A 14,554-nucleotide genomic window follows, 5' to 3' on the forward strand; every position below is an offset into this window, starting at 1 on the left:
ACCTCCTAGAGAGCGGAAAGCGAGGGAACATCGACCCAACGGCGCTCCGCCCAGCTCCTTTGAGCGAGCTCGGCGAGTTGAACGCCCTTGGCGCCCTCGCGCAAGGTGAATTTCCACGGCGCATCGTCGACAACATGCCGCAGGAAATCCTCCCACTGCGCCTTGAAGCCATTGTCGAATGCCTGTGTATCGGGCACTTCGTCCCAGGTCTCGAAGAAATTGATCGGCTGCGGCTGATCCGGATTCCAGACCGGCTTCGGTGTGTTGACGCGGTGCTGCGTCCAGCAGCGCATGAGGCCACAGACTGCCGAACCATGCGTGCCGTCAACCTGGAATGTCACGAGATCGTCGCGGCGCACGCGCACGGCCCAGGAGGAATTGATTTGCGCGACCACGCCGCCGTCGAGCTCGAACGTGGCATAGGCCGCATCGTCGGCGTCGGCCACATAGGTCTGGCCGTTTTCATCGACGCGGCTTGGAATATGGGTCGCGCCGTAGCAACTCACGGCTTTGACTTCGCCGAAGAGATTGTCGAGCACATAGCGCCAATGCGGTAGCATATCGAGGATCATCCCGCCGCCCTCGGCTTTGCGATAGTTCCAGGAAGGGCGCTGCGCCTTCACGCCCCAGTCGCCTTCGAACACCCAATAACCGAACTCGCCGCGCACGGAGAGGATCTTGCCGAAGAACCCGCTGTCGCGCAGCATGGCGATCTTGCGCAGGCCCGGCAGGTAAAGCTTGTCCTGCACGACGCCGTTCTTGACGCCCTGACGCTCCGCCAATGCCGCAACCCTTAGCGCTTCCTCCAAGGTCTCGGAAATAGGCTTCTCGCAATAGACATGCTTGCCGGCTGCGATGGCTCGCTCCAGCAACGAGACGCGCATCTGCGTCGAACCGGCGTCGAAGAAAATCGTGTTGTGAGGATCGGCAAGAGCGCTGTTGAGATCAGTGGTCGTTTTGGCAAGGCCGTGCTTGCGCGCGACTTCTGTGATCTTTTCGGCGTTGCGGCCGACCAGGATCGGATCCGGCTTCAACTTGTCGCCGTTGGCGAGCAGCACGCCGCCTTGCTCGCGGATCGCCAGGATCGACCGCACGAGATGCTGATTGTAACCCATGCGGCCGGTGATGCCGTGCATGATGATGCCAATCTGTTTCGTCGCCATACCTTACTCCTCCCGTAAATAACTATATAGTTACATAACTGACATGGCAAAGCGGCGCTGTCAACGGCCGTTGTCGACAGCCGCTGCAGCAGTTGCGCGGATTCGGTGGGATTAGAAGACGATTTTAAGCTTAGGGACGCAGATAGGCGAAGATGACCTCGACGATATGCTCGCCCCAGGAATCGATTTCCGACTTTTCGGAAAGGTTTCGCCGAAAGATCGTCGACAGCGTCCAGCGGTTCGTCAGGAAGAAGGAGCCGAGCGCCGCTATGCTCATATAGATCTTGACGGGATCACAGCCGGGACGAAAATCGCCGGCCGCGGCGCCACGATCGAGCAGACCGGAAATCTCGGCGACCAGAGGTGAATGCAGCTCGAAAATCCGAGCCGATCGCTTCAGAAAACGGGCCTTATGCATGTTCTCCGTACTTAGAATGCCAAGGAACTCTGGATGATCCAGAAAATATTTCCATGTGAAAACAACAAGCTCCCGCATGCCTTCGGTAGGGCTACGATGCGTCAGATCGAGTCTCGCTTCCGCGGAGCGGATAGCGACATAACTGCCTTCGAGGACAGCGACATAGAGTGCATCCTTGCCGCCGAAATAGTGGTAGAGCATACGCTTGTTGATCTTTGCGCGCTCGGCTATGGCGTCGACACGGGCGCCGCCATAGCCCTGCTCGGCAAATTCCTTGGTCGCCGCAGAAAGGATCGCCTTGCTCGTGCGCTCCGCGTCCCTTAGACGCGGCCGCTCGGTGGGTGAACGCGATACCTCCTGATTGCTGGACTCTCCCACCGTTTCAGCCCCCGGGCTCTTCGAACGGCCCTTGGTGATTTTGGCTTGGCTCATCGCGGCTCCCGATTGCGTTTGGCAAGGCCCATGCGGCCCCTCAACCGTCCACAAGTACCCGATCACGGCAAAAGTTGACAGCCCCTTCAAAATCGAAGGCCATAGTAACTATATGGTTATATACCATCCCGTTGGAAACGCAAGTGCGGCCCCAAGCCCGAAGCGCGGCGCTGAACACGGATCATGTCTCGTTGGGTAAGTGGAGCGGGCAATTTTCGACGCCTCGCGGACCGCAGGCACTTACAACGGCAGTTCCTCGCCGGCTTGTTCGCGGACCATGTATTCGGCATACCAATCCGGCCAATTCTCATCGTGTTGGCCCCCGGTTCTTTTCTCGTGCTCGCCATGGGCGGAGGCCGCGCGCCGAAGTGCGGCCGCAAGCTCGGTCGGCGAGGCGAATGACGTGACATTCGTGTCCACGCGGCCGGGCAATCGCGCTGTGACCTCCTGAAGCAGCCAGTTGTTGCCGTCCGGGTCGCTGAATGATGCGAGCGAGGCGTAACTGCGCCGCTGCGGATCCGGCCCACTCACACGGCCAGGCCCTTCGCCACGGTGGAATATCTCGCTGATCTCGACACCGCGGTTAGCGAGCTCCTCATGGGCCGCTTCGATATCGGATACGACGAGAAAGAAGGTCGATGTCGACCCCAGATGAATCGAGCACTGCGAGCCAGGAGGCGTGAACTGGACGGCGCGAGATCCGTCACTTCGAACGAAGTCCGCGTCGAGCCGCCAGCCGAGGCTTTCATAAAAGCGCTTCGCGCGGTCGACGTCTGCAACGGGAAGAACGGCGACCTCAAGCTTCAGAGCGACCGTGGGTATTGTCGAGGTCTCGCTTGCCGTTGTGCTTTCTACCTGATTGTTGCTCATGCTAGGCTCCCTATGTCTAGAGGTTCGAGACAAAGTTGGTGGTTTAAGAAACTGCACCCCCATGTCGAGCACGATTGCTTGGTTCGCGCAGTCGAAAAGGTTGATGAAGTCCCCGACGGTATCAGCAGTCAACCTATGATTTAGGCGCGATGGCGGCCTTGGCTAGGCAGACTGCTACTTCAGAGTTGGCGATCGGACATTGGTCGCCATGGGACCTTGCTTTCAACGCCGGCTCGGCTCAAGAGGACAAGACAATTTAATGCCGGGCGGCTTCATGACAGGAAAGCAAATCGCGATCATCGGTGGTGGGCCGGCGGGCCTGATGGCGGCTGAAGTGCTATCTTTCTCCGGCCATCGGGTCACCGTCTACGACAGCATGCCGACGGTCGCGCGCAAATTCCTGTTGGCGGGAAAAACCGGCCTCAACATCACTCATTCGGAAGACTACATCCGCTTTGCCAAACGCTTCGGCCCGAGCTCGGATCGGCTGCGTTCGGCTCTCGACAGTTTTACGCCAGACGATATCAAAAATTGGGCGTCGGCGCTTGGCACGGAGACATTCACCGGCTCCTCGGGGCGTGTCTTTCCAAACGCCATGAAGGCCTCACCGCTACTGCGGGCTTGGCTCAGCAGGCTGGAGGCCCAAGGCGTCAAGGTTCTGACGCGCCATCGCTGGTCTGGTTTTGCCGAAGGTGGCTTTGCCTTTGAGACGTCGAAAGGACGAACGATCGTTCAATGCGACGCAGCTCTGCTCGCGCTTGGTGGTGCGAGTTATCCCCGGCTCGGCTCTAACGCCGCCTGGATCCCCTGGCTTCGTGAAAGAGGTGTGGAGATCGCCGACTTCCAGCCCGCCAATTGCGGCTTCGATGTCGCCTGGAGCGAAAACTTTGCACAGCGTTTCGCCGGCAAACCGCTGAAGGCGGTGACCGCAACCTCTGATGCCGGCACCTTTCCCGGCGAATTCGTCATTTCCCGGCATGGGATCGAAGGCAGCCTTGTCTATGCTCATGCCGCCAGCCTGCGTGACCGGCTTGCCAGCGACGGCAATAGCGCGCTCATGGTCGATCTTACGCCCGGCAGGACGACAGAACGGCTGTCGCGCGATCTGGCCCGACAGGACGTCAAAGCCAGCCTCTCCAATCGCCTGCGCAAAGGGGCCGGAATCGAGGGCGTCAAGACCGCTCTGCTGCGTGAACTCGCTCCATCAGCCGCTCTTTCAGATCCGCAACAGCTGCCGCGCCTGATCAAGGTCCTGCCGATCCCGCTCCTGAGGCCGCGGCCGATCACTGAGGCCATCTCATCGGCCGGAGGCATCCGCTGGAGCAGTGTCGACGACGCATACATGCTGAAGGCACTCCCTGGCGTATTCGTCGCCGGGGAGATGATCGATTGGGAAGCGCCGACGGGCGGCTACCTTCTCTCGGCTTGTTTCGCCACCGGACGCGCCGCAGCCAGAGGAATGGAGGCCTGGCTAAAATGGTGACGGATGCCGTCACCCAATCCGCCCGTTCGCCATCAGCCATGCCACCGATTCCTGCACTGCCTGCAGTGAGGTGTAGCGCGGCTGATAGCCGAGAAGCCGTATGGCCTTGGCGATCGAACAATTCGGGCTGCGGGCGATATGCTCCCACGTCGCCTTGGCATCCTCCGGCGTCTGGCTTTCGGCCCATTTTTCGTAGGGAAGAAATTCCAGTTTCGGCTCATGGCCGAACCAGCGCGACATTGCCTCGGCATAACCGCGAAGCGTCAGCGCGCCGCTCGACACCGCATGGAAACTCTCGCCGGTTGAGGCACGCCAATTGGCAATCGCGCCCATGAACATCTGGGCGACATCGTCGGCATGGACATGATGGACCGTTTCCAGGCCGAAATTCGGCAATACGAGCGTTTCACCGCGTGCGAGCGTTGAAAACGCCGCGAGATTGAAATGGCCCGCCGGATTGAGCGGTGCCCAACCAGGGCCGACGATATGGCCAGGATGGATCAAAGTCGCTGGGAACCCTTTGGTGCGCGCCTCTTCCAGCAGGTAGCTCTCTATGGCGGCCTTCTGCGTTCCGTATTCGCCGAACGGCTGCTTCGGCGTCTCCTCGAGCGTCGGCACGACGGTCGCAAAACCATGCGTCCAGATCGTGCCCGTATGCAGGAAATGGCTGACATGACCTGAGAGAGCCTCGGTCAGATGCTTGGCGTTCTCCAATGTGAAGCAGATCATGTCGATGACGACCTCGGCCTTCAGGTTACGGATCGCCGGCCCGAAACCGCCGTCCCTTTCCATGGCGGCGCGATCCATCGCCAATTGCTCGACGGCATCCCACGCCCGGTTCGGCAAATAGGGCTTTGCCTGGCCGCGGCTCACCGCCACCACTTCATACCCGGCTTCGACCAGCCGCGGCACGAGATAAGTGCCGACATGGCCCGTTGCTCCGATGACCACTGCACGTGTCATGATGTCCTCCCAAGTATATTTTTCAGAATTGGATGATGCCGGAACCCGGCGCGAAGAAAATGACCCTCTCAAAGAATAGGAGCATGCGCCGTCTTGTCATCCCCAAAGGGGATCGGATACCGACTTTGTTGCGGCTAGGCGCCTCTGCGCAACTTTGACGGCTCGCCGTCCTCATCCTCGGACCTGATATAGACCTGCAGCGTATAGCCGATATGCTCGGTCATCAGCGCCCGGGCGCGCTCGATATCGCGGTCGAGGGCGGCCTCCATCAGCTCCGTATGATGCTCGATCGCCATTGCGTCGCGCAAGGCAGCGACCGCCGTCTCATAGCCGATCGTCAGGCCGGCGGCGGCGCGCTGTGTCGGCGCCAGACCGAGAAAGCGGTGATGACGGCGAAGCTGATCGGAAATCGTCCCCTGAAAGCGCAGAAGCCAGCTCGATGTGGCGGCACTCAAGAGCGCGGCATGAAAGGCCGTATGTTTTTCATCCCACTCGTCGGCCATTTCCTCGGAAGCGGCATCGGGCACGATTTTGCAGCGCGAGAGGCGGTAGTGCGCGGTGACCACAGTGGATTCCCAGGCCTGACCACCTTTTTCGATCGATTCCAGCAGCAGGGGCAGTTCAACCACCATCCGCGCCCGCATCAGGTCTTCCAGTTCATTACGGGAAACCGGGGCGACGGCAAAACCACGATTGCTGATGGCTGTCACCAGCTTTTCGGCTTCCAACCGCGACAGCGCTTCGCGCAGAGGAGTCCAGCCGACGTCATAGGCATCCCGCAACGCGCTTAGCTTCAATGATGCGCCGGGCCTGAGCTTCGTGTTGAGAATATCCCGTCGCAGCAGCCAGTAGGCCGCTTCCGTCTTCGTCAGAGGTTCCTTGTCTTGCATTGCGCCATTCCCTGGTCACCGAAGCTCAAGATTATATATAAATCTAGCCTCGGGCAAAATTATATATCATAAGCGTTGAAGGGGCATATCATATATCGCAAATTGACAGCGCCAACGTAGCGGCTATGATCCCGGGTAATAAATCTGAGAGAGCAAGGCTCTCTTTAAAATACGGGAGGAAATCATGAAGAAATCCACATCCATGTGGCTGTCGGGACTGGTTCTCGCTGGCGCGTTCATGGCGAGCGTCGCCACGGCGGCCGCCGAGCCGATCAAGATCGCTATTGCCAATTTCGGCGAACATCCGCAGCTCAACGCCTCGATTGCTGGCTTCAAGAAAGCGCTGGCCGACAACGGCTTTGTCGAAGGCAAGGATGTTGTCTACACCGAGAGCAACACTAGCTTCGACGCCTCGCTGGTACCGCAGATGATCGCCAAGCTTGAGTCGGACCATCCGAAGCTGATGTACACCATTACGACGCCGGTCTCGCAGATCGCCAAGAAGGCGCTCGCCGGCTCCGGCATCCCGATCGTATTCTCCGCCGTGACTGATCCGGTCGCCGCCAAGCTCGTTCCCTCCTGGGATGCCGGTGATGTGGGCATTACCGGTGCAAGCGACCTTCAGGATATCGCCGCTATCTTGACCTTCACCAAGAAGCTGCTGCCGAATGCCAAGCGCATCGGCGTGCCTTACAATCCGGGCGAGGCCAACGACGCTGCCCTGATCGAAAAGGTCAAGGCAGCCGCTCCGGCCGCTGGCTTCGAACTGGTCCCGGTCGGCGTCGACAATGTCAACGACATCCAGCAGCGCATCGCATCGCTCGCCGGCAAGGCGGATGTGATCTACACGCCCGCCTCCAATCTCTTGCAACCGGCAATCACCGCCGTTGCCGCAGCCGCCCGCCAGGCCCAGATTCCGATCGTCAATTCCGACGACGCCGCAGTTCGCAGCGGTGTCGTCCCGGCAAGCTTTGCGGTCAACTACGAGCAGGTCGGTGAAAATGCCGGCAGGATCGCCGCAAAGATCCTCAAGGGTGGCGATCCCAAGACGATCGCGCCATCACGTCCTGCCTATGAGGATCATGCTCCGCTGATCAACAAGGCCGTTTTGAAGGCTTTCGGCGCCGACGTTCCGGCCTCGCTTGCCGATTGCAATTGCTTCACGAAGTGATCGGCGGCATCTTCGAGAGATCCATCTGATCCATGGCGGCGTTGATAGCGCCGCCATTTCATAACCCTACACGAGAGGGGAGGCACGGATGCTGGACATCAAATCCGCGCGCAAGGTTTTCTACAGAGGCCAGCCCGACGAAAAGATCGCGCTCAACGGCCTGACGCTCTCCCTCAAGGCAGGCGAATTCGGCGTCGTCATCGGCTCGAACGGCGCTGGCAAGAGCAGCATGCTGAATGCGATTTCCGGCGCCCTCAGCCTCGATTCCGGCCAGATCCTCATCAATGGCAACGACGTCACGAACATTCCCGTCCACAAGCGTGCGGCGCGACTGGCTCGCGTCTTCCAAGACCCTATGAAGGGCACCGCCGCCAGCATGACAGTCGCGGAAAACATGCTGCTCGCCGAGTTGCGCGGCCAAAGGCGGGGACTTCGGCCCGGCTTGAATGGCGCACGTCTCTCCGCCTACAAGGAACGCCTCGCCGTTCTCGGGCTGGGTCTGGAGAACCGCCTAGATACCAAGGTGGAGCTTCTTTCAGGCGGCCAGCGTCAATCGCTATCTCTCATTATGGCGGTCGGCGGTTCGCCAGACGTATTGCTACTCGACGAACACACCGCCGCGCTTGATCCGCGCACGGCCGATATCGTCATGAAGGCGACGGTTAGAACCGTCGAAACGCTGAAGCTTACGACTTTGATGGTGACGCACAACATGCAGCACGCCGTCGATTTCGGCGACAGTATCATCATGCTCGATGCCGGCCGCGTCCATCTCGAAATCACCGGCGAGGGAAAACGAAAGATTACCGTTCCCGAGCTGATCGGCCATTTCGCCGTCAAGACCGACCGCATGCTGCTGGTGAGCTGATATCATGGATTTCATTCAGGAAACCGTTTCCAGTTTCGTCTCGCTGATCCCAGTCACGCTGGCGCAGAGCTTCATCCTGAGCTTCGTCGTGTTGGGCATCATGATCCCCTTCCGCATGCTGAGCTTTCCGGATCTGACCAGCGAAGGCGCCTTTCCGCTCGGCGGCTGTGTCTGCGGCATCTTGCTGGCGGCAGGCGTCGCGCCGCCACTGGCAATCATTGCGGCTTTTGTCGTCGGTCTCGCCGCCGGCTGCTGCACGGCCTTCATTCACCTGCGCTTCCGCATCCACACGCTGCTCGCTGGCATCCTGATGTCGACCATGCTCTACAGCGTCAACCTCGGCATCATGGGCAAATCGAACCTCTCGGTCTTTGGCCAGCCGACCGTATTCGACTGGGTACCGCTAACGCAGCCGGGCTTTCCGGCGAGCAAGATCGTCGTCGCCGGCTTGGTCGCCCTGATCGTCCTCATCACTCTGAACCTTTATTTCAAGACGGAGAAAGGGACTGCGATGCGCGCGGTCGGCGCCAATCCGGAAATGGCCGAAGCGCAAGGCATCAATGTCTGGGCCGCGACGATCGGCGGTGTCGGCCTCGCCAGCGCATTTTCCGCCTCCAGCGGCGCGCTGATGGTGCAATCGCAGGGCTTTGCCGACGTCAATATGGGTATCGGCATCCTGATCAACGGCCTGGCCGCACTAATGATCGGCGAGGCCTTCACAGGCAAGCAGACCGTGCTCAGGCAGTTGCTCGCGCCCTTCGTCGGCTCGATCATCTATTACCAGCTCGTTTCGCTCTGCCTTGCCGCTGGTATGCCACCGCCGAACCTGAAGCTCGCCACCGGCTTGTTCGTCCTGCTGATGCTGGCGCTGCCAAGCATCAGGCGCAGCCGTGGCGGCGCGCCCGCCCGTGAAACCATTCGCGAATAAAGTGAGACCTGCCACTATGACCAGCCTTCCCGATCTCGCCGCCGTCGAGGCCATGGATGCGGCCGATCCGCTGCGTTCTTTCCGCAGTCGTTTCGCCTTGCCCGAGGGTGTCATCTATCTCGATGGCAATTCGCTTGGCGCTGCCTCGCATGACGTTTTCTCCGAATTGCAGCAGGCCGCGACGGAGGAATGGGGCAATGGCCTGATCCGCAGCTGGAATAGCGCCGGTTGGTTCCACCTGCCGCTCGAACTCGGCGACCGCATCGGCCGGCTGATCGGCGCGGCACCGGGCCAGACGGTGGTGACCGACTCGACCTCGATCAACATCTACAAGGCACTGCATGCCGCGCTTGCGATGCGGCCGGGCCGCAGCGCCATCGTCGCGGAAGGCGACAGCTTTCCGACCGATCTCTACATGGCCGAAGGTGTAGCCTCGACGCGGCCGGGCGTTACGCTGCGCCTCGAAGGCAGAGATGCGGACAATATTTTGGATTTGATCGACGACCAGGTGGCCGTCGTCTTGGTAAACCACGTCAACTACAAAAGCGCCGAGCTGCGCGACATGGCGGCGTTGACGCAAAGGATCCATGAGGCTGGCGCGCTGGTGATCTGGGATCTCTGCCACAGCGCCGGCGCATTGCCTGTCGACCTGGATGGGGCCAATGCCGATTTCGCTGTCGGCTGCACGTATAAATACCTGAACGGCGGCCCCGGCTCGCCAGCCTTTATCTACGCGGCGCACCGACACCACAGCTCGATCACCCAACCTCTCAGCGGCTGGTGGGGTCATGCCCGTCCCTTCGCCTTCGAGCAGAATTTTGCCGGCGGCGAGGGAATCAAACGCTTCCTCTGCGGCACGCAACCGATCCTGTCGTTGCGCGCACTGAAGGGCGTGCTCGGCATCTGGGATGAGGTCGACATGAGCGTGTTGCGCAGGAAGAGCATTGCGCTGACAGATCTCTTCATCCAGTTGGTCGAGGCGAAATGTGGCCAATATGGCGTCCTATTGGAAACCACGCGCGACAGCGAAAGGCGCGGTAGCCAGGTCTCTTTTACCCATAGCAACAGCTACGAAGTGATGCAGGCTTTGATCGAACGCGGCGTCATCGGCGATTTCCGCGCACCCGCAACCCTGCGTTTTGGCTTCACGCCACTTTATGTCGGCTACAGCGATGTCTTGCAGGCGGCGGAGGTGCTGGAGGACATTCTACGCAGCGGATCTTGGAAGGAAGCACGCTTTGCCGTGCGGTCCACTGTGACCTGATAGTCGATTGGCGCTTGAAAAGTTTAAGGATCGGGCGATGAGCTACTTCAGGATTACCGACTGGGAAAGTGCCTATACCAGTGATGCCTATGTGGTTGGCGGCGACCGCTGGCCGGCAGCCTGGGTCAAGCCGGCAGAGGTCTTTCGCGATGACATGGCCAAGACCGGCCGCGCCAAACTCGATCTCGCCTATGGGCCCGGCGAGCGCAATCGCTTCGACCTCTTCCTGCCCACTGAGAGACCGAAGGGATTGGTCGTCTTCATCCATGGCGGATATTGGCTTGAGCTCGACAAAGGCTATTGGTCGCATCTCGCTGCTGGCCCCGTCGCCAATGGCTACGCCGTCGCCATCCCCTCCTATACGCTTTGCCCCGATATCCGCCTTGCCGGCATCGCCAAGGAGGTTGCGGCTGCGATCGGCAAAGCGGCCGACATGGTCGATGGCCCTATGGTGCTGGCCGGACATTCGGCCGGCGGCCAGTTGGCGACCCGCATGGTCACGACCACGGCGCCGCTTGCTAGACCAGTCCAGGCCCGCATCCGCCATGTCGTTTCCATTTCCGGCGTTCACGACCTGCGCCCGATCATGAAAAGGGCATTTAACGTGCATCTGCGCATCGATGCTGCCGAGGCCGCGGCCGAAAGCCCGGCGCTCCTGGAACCAGTTGAAAACACCCGTCTTACCTGCTGGGTCGGCGGTGCCGAACGGGCGGAATTCATCCGCCAGAATGCCCTGCTCGCCAATATCTGGACCGGCCTTGGAGCAGCAACCAACGCCGTTGTCGAACCGGATCATAATCACTTCACGGTATTGGACGGTCTCATGGATGCCATGCATCCGCTGACGCGGACCTTGCTTTGCGAATAGCGTTCCGAAAGTTTTTCGACGCGTAACGCATGGCTGGCATCGCGTTGGCGCGCAACCATATGCTTGCCGAACGTCCTCAGTGAACGCATTCTGCTCGCCGACCTTCCGGACGATGCCGCCAATGTCTGTCACGTCAAGCAGGGTCGTTTTTGCGGCTTCATGATGGCCTGCAGGTAGCAGCAGGACCATTGGGACACGACAAGGGGGAACAGCCGTGCGTGCGTCGCAGGATAGCTTCGAAAGGAAAGACGATATCGGATTTCTGAGCGTCGGCGAGCTTGGCAGCGTTTACCGCGACGGTTCGTTGTCGCCCGTCGATGTCGTGACGGCGGCGTTGGAGCGCATCGAAAGGCTCGAACCAAGCTTGAACGCAGTTGCTTATGTCATGCGAGATGCGGCTTTGAAACAAGCGACCGATGCCGCGGCCGACCTTCAGTCCAGGCGCGATCTCGGCCCGCTGCATGGCATTCCGGTTGCCATCAAGGATTTGATTGAGGTCCGTGGCGCACCGACGGGCTTTGGCAGCCGCGTCCGTCCGCCGGCAGAGGCAACCGATGACGCAGAGCTCGTAAGGCGGCTGCGAGCGGCTGGCGCCATCATCCTCTGCAAGACCAATCTGCTCGAATATGCCTATGGCATTGCCCATCCGGATGTCGGTCAGACCAACAATCCGCACGATAGAGGCCGCACTTCGGGCGGCTCCAGCGGTGGCTCCGCAGCCGTCGTCGCGGCCGGCATTGCACCCTTGGCCGTCGGCACGGATACCGGCGGATCGATCCGCATCCCCGCCTCCTATTGCGGGATCGTTGGATTGAAGCCGACCTTCGGGTTGGTACCAGTCGACGGTGTTTTCCCTCTGTCGCAAACGCTCGATCATGTCGGGCCGCTTGCCCGCAGCGTCACGGACGCCATGATCCTCTTGGAATATCTCTCCGGACAACCGTTCCATCTTTCGCAGCCATCACTGGAGGGCGTCACAATTGGCGTTCTTTCATACCATGCCAACAGCCGGGAGCTGACCGCTGCCGTAGCGGAAAATCTCAAGCAGGCGATCAAGAAGCTGGAGGCACACGGCGCCATCGTCAAGCCGATCAATATCCCGTTATTGGCCTCGGCGAACTCGGAACTGCGAAAGATCATCAAGCCGGAGGCATCGCTTGTCCATAGACAGCTCTATGCCGAAAATCCTGCAGGCTATGCACCGAGAACCCGGTCGCAAATCGAAGCCGGCTTTAGTGTTGACGCTGTAAATTACCTGCAAGCTCAGGATTTTCGCCTGCGGCTTCGCAACGCGGTCGAGGCCCAATTCACCGATGTCGATGTGCTGGTGAGCCCCAGCGTCCCCTTTCCAGCTCCGATCGAAGATCCGGAATTCACCGAAGAGGGCGAGGAAGGCGAGATGCTGTCGAGCGGCTTTGCCAACATGACCGGCCAACCATCCATCAGCCTTCCCTCGGGCATGGATGGACATCTGCCGCTCGGTCTGCAGCTCACCGGCGCGTTCTGTCATGACGCAAAGCTGCTGCAAATCGCGCTTGGCGTCGAAGCGGCACTCGCCGCCTACACGAGACCGTCCATCTGAACGCAAGGGATGCCGTCAATAACTTCACTGACGAACTGGGCCGGCCTGGACCCGGATGAGCCGTTCAAACCCGGGTCCTTTTAATCGCGTTTATTTCTTGACGGGCGCGTTCATGGCCCAGGTTACCCCGAATGGATCGCGAAGCTGACCCCAGCGATCGCCCCAGAACATCACGTCGATTGGCACGACAACCTCGGCGCCGGCATCGACGGCACGTTTCCACCACGCATCGATATCGTCGACAAGCAGTTGCAGGGTGTAAGCCTGAGGCTTTTCGAAGGCGTGCCCGTATTCGGGATAGGCGTCGCCCAACATCAGCGAACTGCCGTTGATGTAGAGATGCAGATGCATCGTCCGGCCCTTCTCATCGAGTGGATACATGAAGGCCTGTTCGGCGCCGAAGGCGCGTTTATAAAACTCGGCTGCTTTCACGGCACCGTCCACCGTCAAATAGGGCACCAGGCCGCCAAGCACCGGGACGTTGGGCTGTTGTGATTGCGGTTGTTCTGCATCCGTCATGATTGTCTCCATCTCCTCGGAACGGACTTTTGCGTTGTGCCCATAAGATGGGCCACCCCAAGGACGGTCGACGATGATCATTTCCGACAGGCGGCGTCAGCTTTTTTTCCGATTTTTTTCCGTCTTCCATTGGGAGTGACGACATCAATGCAATCGCTGGCTGCGCGAGCAAACAGCGACCGATTTTGCCGGCTGTGCCTCGCCAAGCGGGCCCCTAGGCGGGCTCGTCCGCTTGTTTGCGCGGCATCGATCCCCAGCCGAGTTCTTCGACGGTCTCCATGACCTTTTCGCGCATCCACCGATGAGCGGCGTCCTGATCATGACGGGCATGCCAATAGAGGCGGACATCCGGCACAGGAATGTCGAGCGGCGGAGCAAAGACGCGCAGCTTTAATTCGTGGCGCACCGCAGCGGCGAACTGCGACGGCACTGCCGCGATATGCTGCCCCGAAGAGACGGCAAGCGCCACGGCCTGAAAGTGGGGAAGCGCAAGCGTAACCCGCCGCCTAAGGCCCGTTGCCGCAAGCGCGTTATCGACCATACCCGACATGCTCCCGTCGATCGATCTCAGTGCATGCGGCAATGCGCAGAAGGTTTCCATCGGCATCGCCTCGTTCTCGGGAAGGGCGGCGACAGCCTGGTTGCCGCTGGAGGCGATCAGCACAAAGGGGGATTTGAACAAAAGCCTGCTTGATATCCAGTCCGGCACTTCCAATGGCCGCTCGAGCGCCATGTCGATCCCTCCTTTCTGGAGGAGCCTTGCGACGTCGCCAAGAGCGCTGTCGAGCAGCCGCAGGCGCACGTTCGGAGCATGCCAGGACACCTCGCGCGAGAGGCGCGGCATGAGCAGCATCGAGAAGAAATCGGCACCGAGCAACGTGAAGGTTCGATCCAGTTCGGCAAGTTCCAGCCCGCGGCGAGATCGAACCATATCTTCGATCTCGCCCAGCACCAGCCGCGCCCTTTCGGCAAGCTCACCCGCCAGCGGCGTGTCGGTAGCATTTCATTTCCGCTCTCCAGAACCTAAACAAACCAGTGCATAGCTGATTAAAGCTAGGCAGCCGCCTTGTTGTCTGGTTCCTGCTTCCCGCGCAAGTCCACGACTTGTCGCATCGAGGCTCGTTTCACGCGGGGC

The 14,554-nt window shown here is 60.1% G+C and carries 14 protein-coding genes; 7 read left to right on the forward strand and 7 right to left on the reverse strand.

Annotated features, from left to right (window positions below; all coding sequences use genetic code 11):
- Positions 1-5: 5 nt before the first annotated feature.
- The 3 genes from PY650_RS19470 to PY650_RS19480 form a co-directional block, all read right to left on the reverse strand.
- Positions 6-1,163 carry a Gfo/Idh/MocA family protein gene (locus tag PY650_RS19470; RefSeq protein WP_285881165.1) on the reverse strand — a complete coding sequence of 386 codons (1,158 nt, stop codon included), beginning with the start codon at positions 1,161-1,163 and terminating at the stop codon, positions 6-8.
- A 130-nt stretch (positions 1,164-1,293) separates the two neighbouring features.
- Positions 1,294-2,013, reverse strand: coding sequence for a TetR/AcrR family transcriptional regulator (locus tag PY650_RS19475; protein WP_285881168.1), 720 nt, complete (start codon positions 2,011-2,013; stop codon positions 1,294-1,296).
- A 240-nt stretch (positions 2,014-2,253) separates the two neighbouring features.
- The gene (locus PY650_RS19480) at positions 2,254-2,883 is read right to left on the reverse strand and encodes a VOC family protein (protein WP_285881169.1); all 630 of its coding nucleotides are present in this window, start codon (positions 2,881-2,883) and stop codon (positions 2,254-2,256) included.
- Positions 2,884-3,157: 274 nt separating this feature from the next.
- On the opposite strand from PY650_RS19480, the gene PY650_RS19485 reads away from it, so the two are divergent.
- Positions 3,158-4,366, forward strand: a complete 1,209-nt coding sequence (locus PY650_RS19485) for a TIGR03862 family flavoprotein (protein ID WP_285881170.1) — start codon at positions 3,158-3,160, stop codon at positions 4,364-4,366.
- A gap of 9 nt (positions 4,367-4,375) precedes the next feature.
- Here the strand turns inward: PY650_RS19485 and PY650_RS19490 are convergent, their stop codons facing one another.
- Both PY650_RS19490 and PY650_RS19495 read right to left on the reverse strand, forming a co-directional pair.
- Positions 4,376-5,329: an NAD-dependent epimerase/dehydratase family protein gene (locus PY650_RS19490; RefSeq protein ID WP_285881171.1), complete on the reverse strand. Its 954-nt coding sequence runs from the start codon at positions 5,327-5,329 to the stop codon at positions 4,376-4,378.
- 134 nt (positions 5,330-5,463) lie between these two features.
- Positions 5,464-6,219: a GntR family transcriptional regulator gene (locus tag PY650_RS19495; protein ID WP_285881172.1), complete on the reverse strand. Its 756-nt coding sequence runs from the start codon at positions 6,217-6,219 to the stop codon at positions 5,464-5,466.
- Positions 6,220-6,403: 184 nt separating this feature from the next.
- On the opposite strand from PY650_RS19495, the gene PY650_RS19500 reads away from it, so the two are divergent.
- From PY650_RS19500 to PY650_RS19525, 6 genes are all read left to right on the forward strand, one after another.
- Complete coding sequence (locus PY650_RS19500; RefSeq protein WP_285881173.1) at positions 6,404-7,390, forward strand: ABC transporter substrate-binding protein; 987 nt, start codon at positions 6,404-6,406, stop codon at positions 7,388-7,390.
- Positions 7,391-7,478: 88 nt separating this feature from the next.
- A complete protein-coding gene (locus tag PY650_RS19505; RefSeq protein ID WP_285881174.1) occupies positions 7,479-8,258 on the forward strand; it encodes an ABC transporter ATP-binding protein in 780 nt (259 codons plus the stop codon).
- A gap of 4 nt (positions 8,259-8,262) precedes the next feature.
- Positions 8,263-9,186, forward strand: a complete 924-nt coding sequence (locus PY650_RS19510; RefSeq protein WP_285881175.1) for an ABC transporter permease — start codon at positions 8,263-8,265, stop codon at positions 9,184-9,186.
- 16 nt (positions 9,187-9,202) lie between these two features.
- Entirely contained in the window at positions 9,203-10,450 is a 1,248-nt protein-coding gene (gene kynU / locus PY650_RS19515; RefSeq protein WP_285881176.1) for a kynureninase, read from the forward strand.
- A 37-nt stretch (positions 10,451-10,487) separates the two neighbouring features.
- Positions 10,488-11,318 carry an alpha/beta hydrolase gene (locus tag PY650_RS19520; RefSeq protein ID WP_285881177.1) on the forward strand — a complete coding sequence of 277 codons (831 nt, stop codon included), beginning with the start codon at positions 10,488-10,490 and terminating at the stop codon, positions 11,316-11,318.
- Between the two features lie 214 nt (positions 11,319-11,532).
- The gene (locus tag PY650_RS19525; RefSeq protein ID WP_285881178.1) at positions 11,533-12,900 is read left to right on the forward strand and encodes an amidase; all 1,368 of its coding nucleotides are present in this window, start codon (positions 11,533-11,535) and stop codon (positions 12,898-12,900) included.
- Positions 12,901-12,990: 90 nt separating this feature from the next.
- On the opposite strand, the gene PY650_RS19530 is transcribed toward PY650_RS19525, so the two are convergent.
- Positions 12,991-13,419 carry a VOC family protein gene (locus tag PY650_RS19530; protein ID WP_285881179.1) on the reverse strand — a complete coding sequence of 143 codons (429 nt, stop codon included), beginning with the start codon at positions 13,417-13,419 and terminating at the stop codon, positions 12,991-12,993.
- Between the two features lie 214 nt (positions 13,420-13,633).
- A complete protein-coding gene (locus PY650_RS19535; RefSeq protein ID WP_285881181.1) occupies positions 13,634-14,350 on the reverse strand; it encodes a LysR substrate-binding domain-containing protein in 717 nt (238 codons plus the stop codon).
- Positions 14,351-14,554 lie beyond the last annotated feature (204 nt).

This window comes from Martinezella calliandrae, assembly GCF_030272695.1.
In the GTDB taxonomy this organism is placed as follows: Bacteria; Pseudomonadota; Alphaproteobacteria; order Rhizobiales; family Rhizobiaceae; genus Rhizobium; species Rhizobium calliandrae.

Excerpts from the sequence above, each read along its gene's own strand:
- PY650_RS19470 (WP_285881165.1), bottom strand. The coding sequence starts at position 1,163 with ATGGCGACGAAACAGATTGGCATCATCATGCACGGCATCACCGGCCGC.
- PY650_RS19475 (WP_285881168.1), bottom strand. The coding sequence starts at position 2,013 with ATGAGCCAAGCCAAAATCACCAAGGGCCGTTCGAAGAGCCCGGGGGCT.
- PY650_RS19480 (WP_285881169.1), bottom strand. The coding sequence starts at position 2,883 with ATGAGCAACAATCAGGTAGAAAGCACAACGGCAAGCGAGACCTCGACA.
- PY650_RS19485 (WP_285881170.1), top strand. The coding sequence starts at position 3,158 with ATGACAGGAAAGCAAATCGCGATCATCGGTGGTGGGCCGGCGGGCCTG.
- PY650_RS19490 (WP_285881171.1), bottom strand. The coding sequence starts at position 5,329 with ATGACACGTGCAGTGGTCATCGGAGCAACGGGCCATGTCGGCACTTAT.
- PY650_RS19495 (WP_285881172.1), bottom strand. The coding sequence starts at position 6,219 with ATGCAAGACAAGGAACCTCTGACGAAGACGGAAGCGGCCTACTGGCTG.
- PY650_RS19500 (WP_285881173.1), top strand. The coding sequence starts at position 6,404 with ATGAAGAAATCCACATCCATGTGGCTGTCGGGACTGGTTCTCGCTGGC.
- PY650_RS19505 (WP_285881174.1), top strand. The coding sequence starts at position 7,479 with ATGCTGGACATCAAATCCGCGCGCAAGGTTTTCTACAGAGGCCAGCCC.
- PY650_RS19510 (WP_285881175.1), top strand. The coding sequence starts at position 8,263 with ATGGATTTCATTCAGGAAACCGTTTCCAGTTTCGTCTCGCTGATCCCA.
- kynU (WP_285881176.1), top strand. The coding sequence starts at position 9,203 with ATGACCAGCCTTCCCGATCTCGCCGCCGTCGAGGCCATGGATGCGGCC.
- PY650_RS19520 (WP_285881177.1), top strand. The coding sequence starts at position 10,488 with ATGAGCTACTTCAGGATTACCGACTGGGAAAGTGCCTATACCAGTGAT.
- PY650_RS19530 (WP_285881179.1), bottom strand. The coding sequence starts at position 13,419 with ATGACGGATGCAGAACAACCGCAATCACAACAGCCCAACGTCCCGGTG.
- PY650_RS19535 (WP_285881181.1), bottom strand. The coding sequence starts at position 14,350 with ATGGTTCGATCTCGCCGCGGGCTGGAACTTGCCGAACTGGATCGAACC.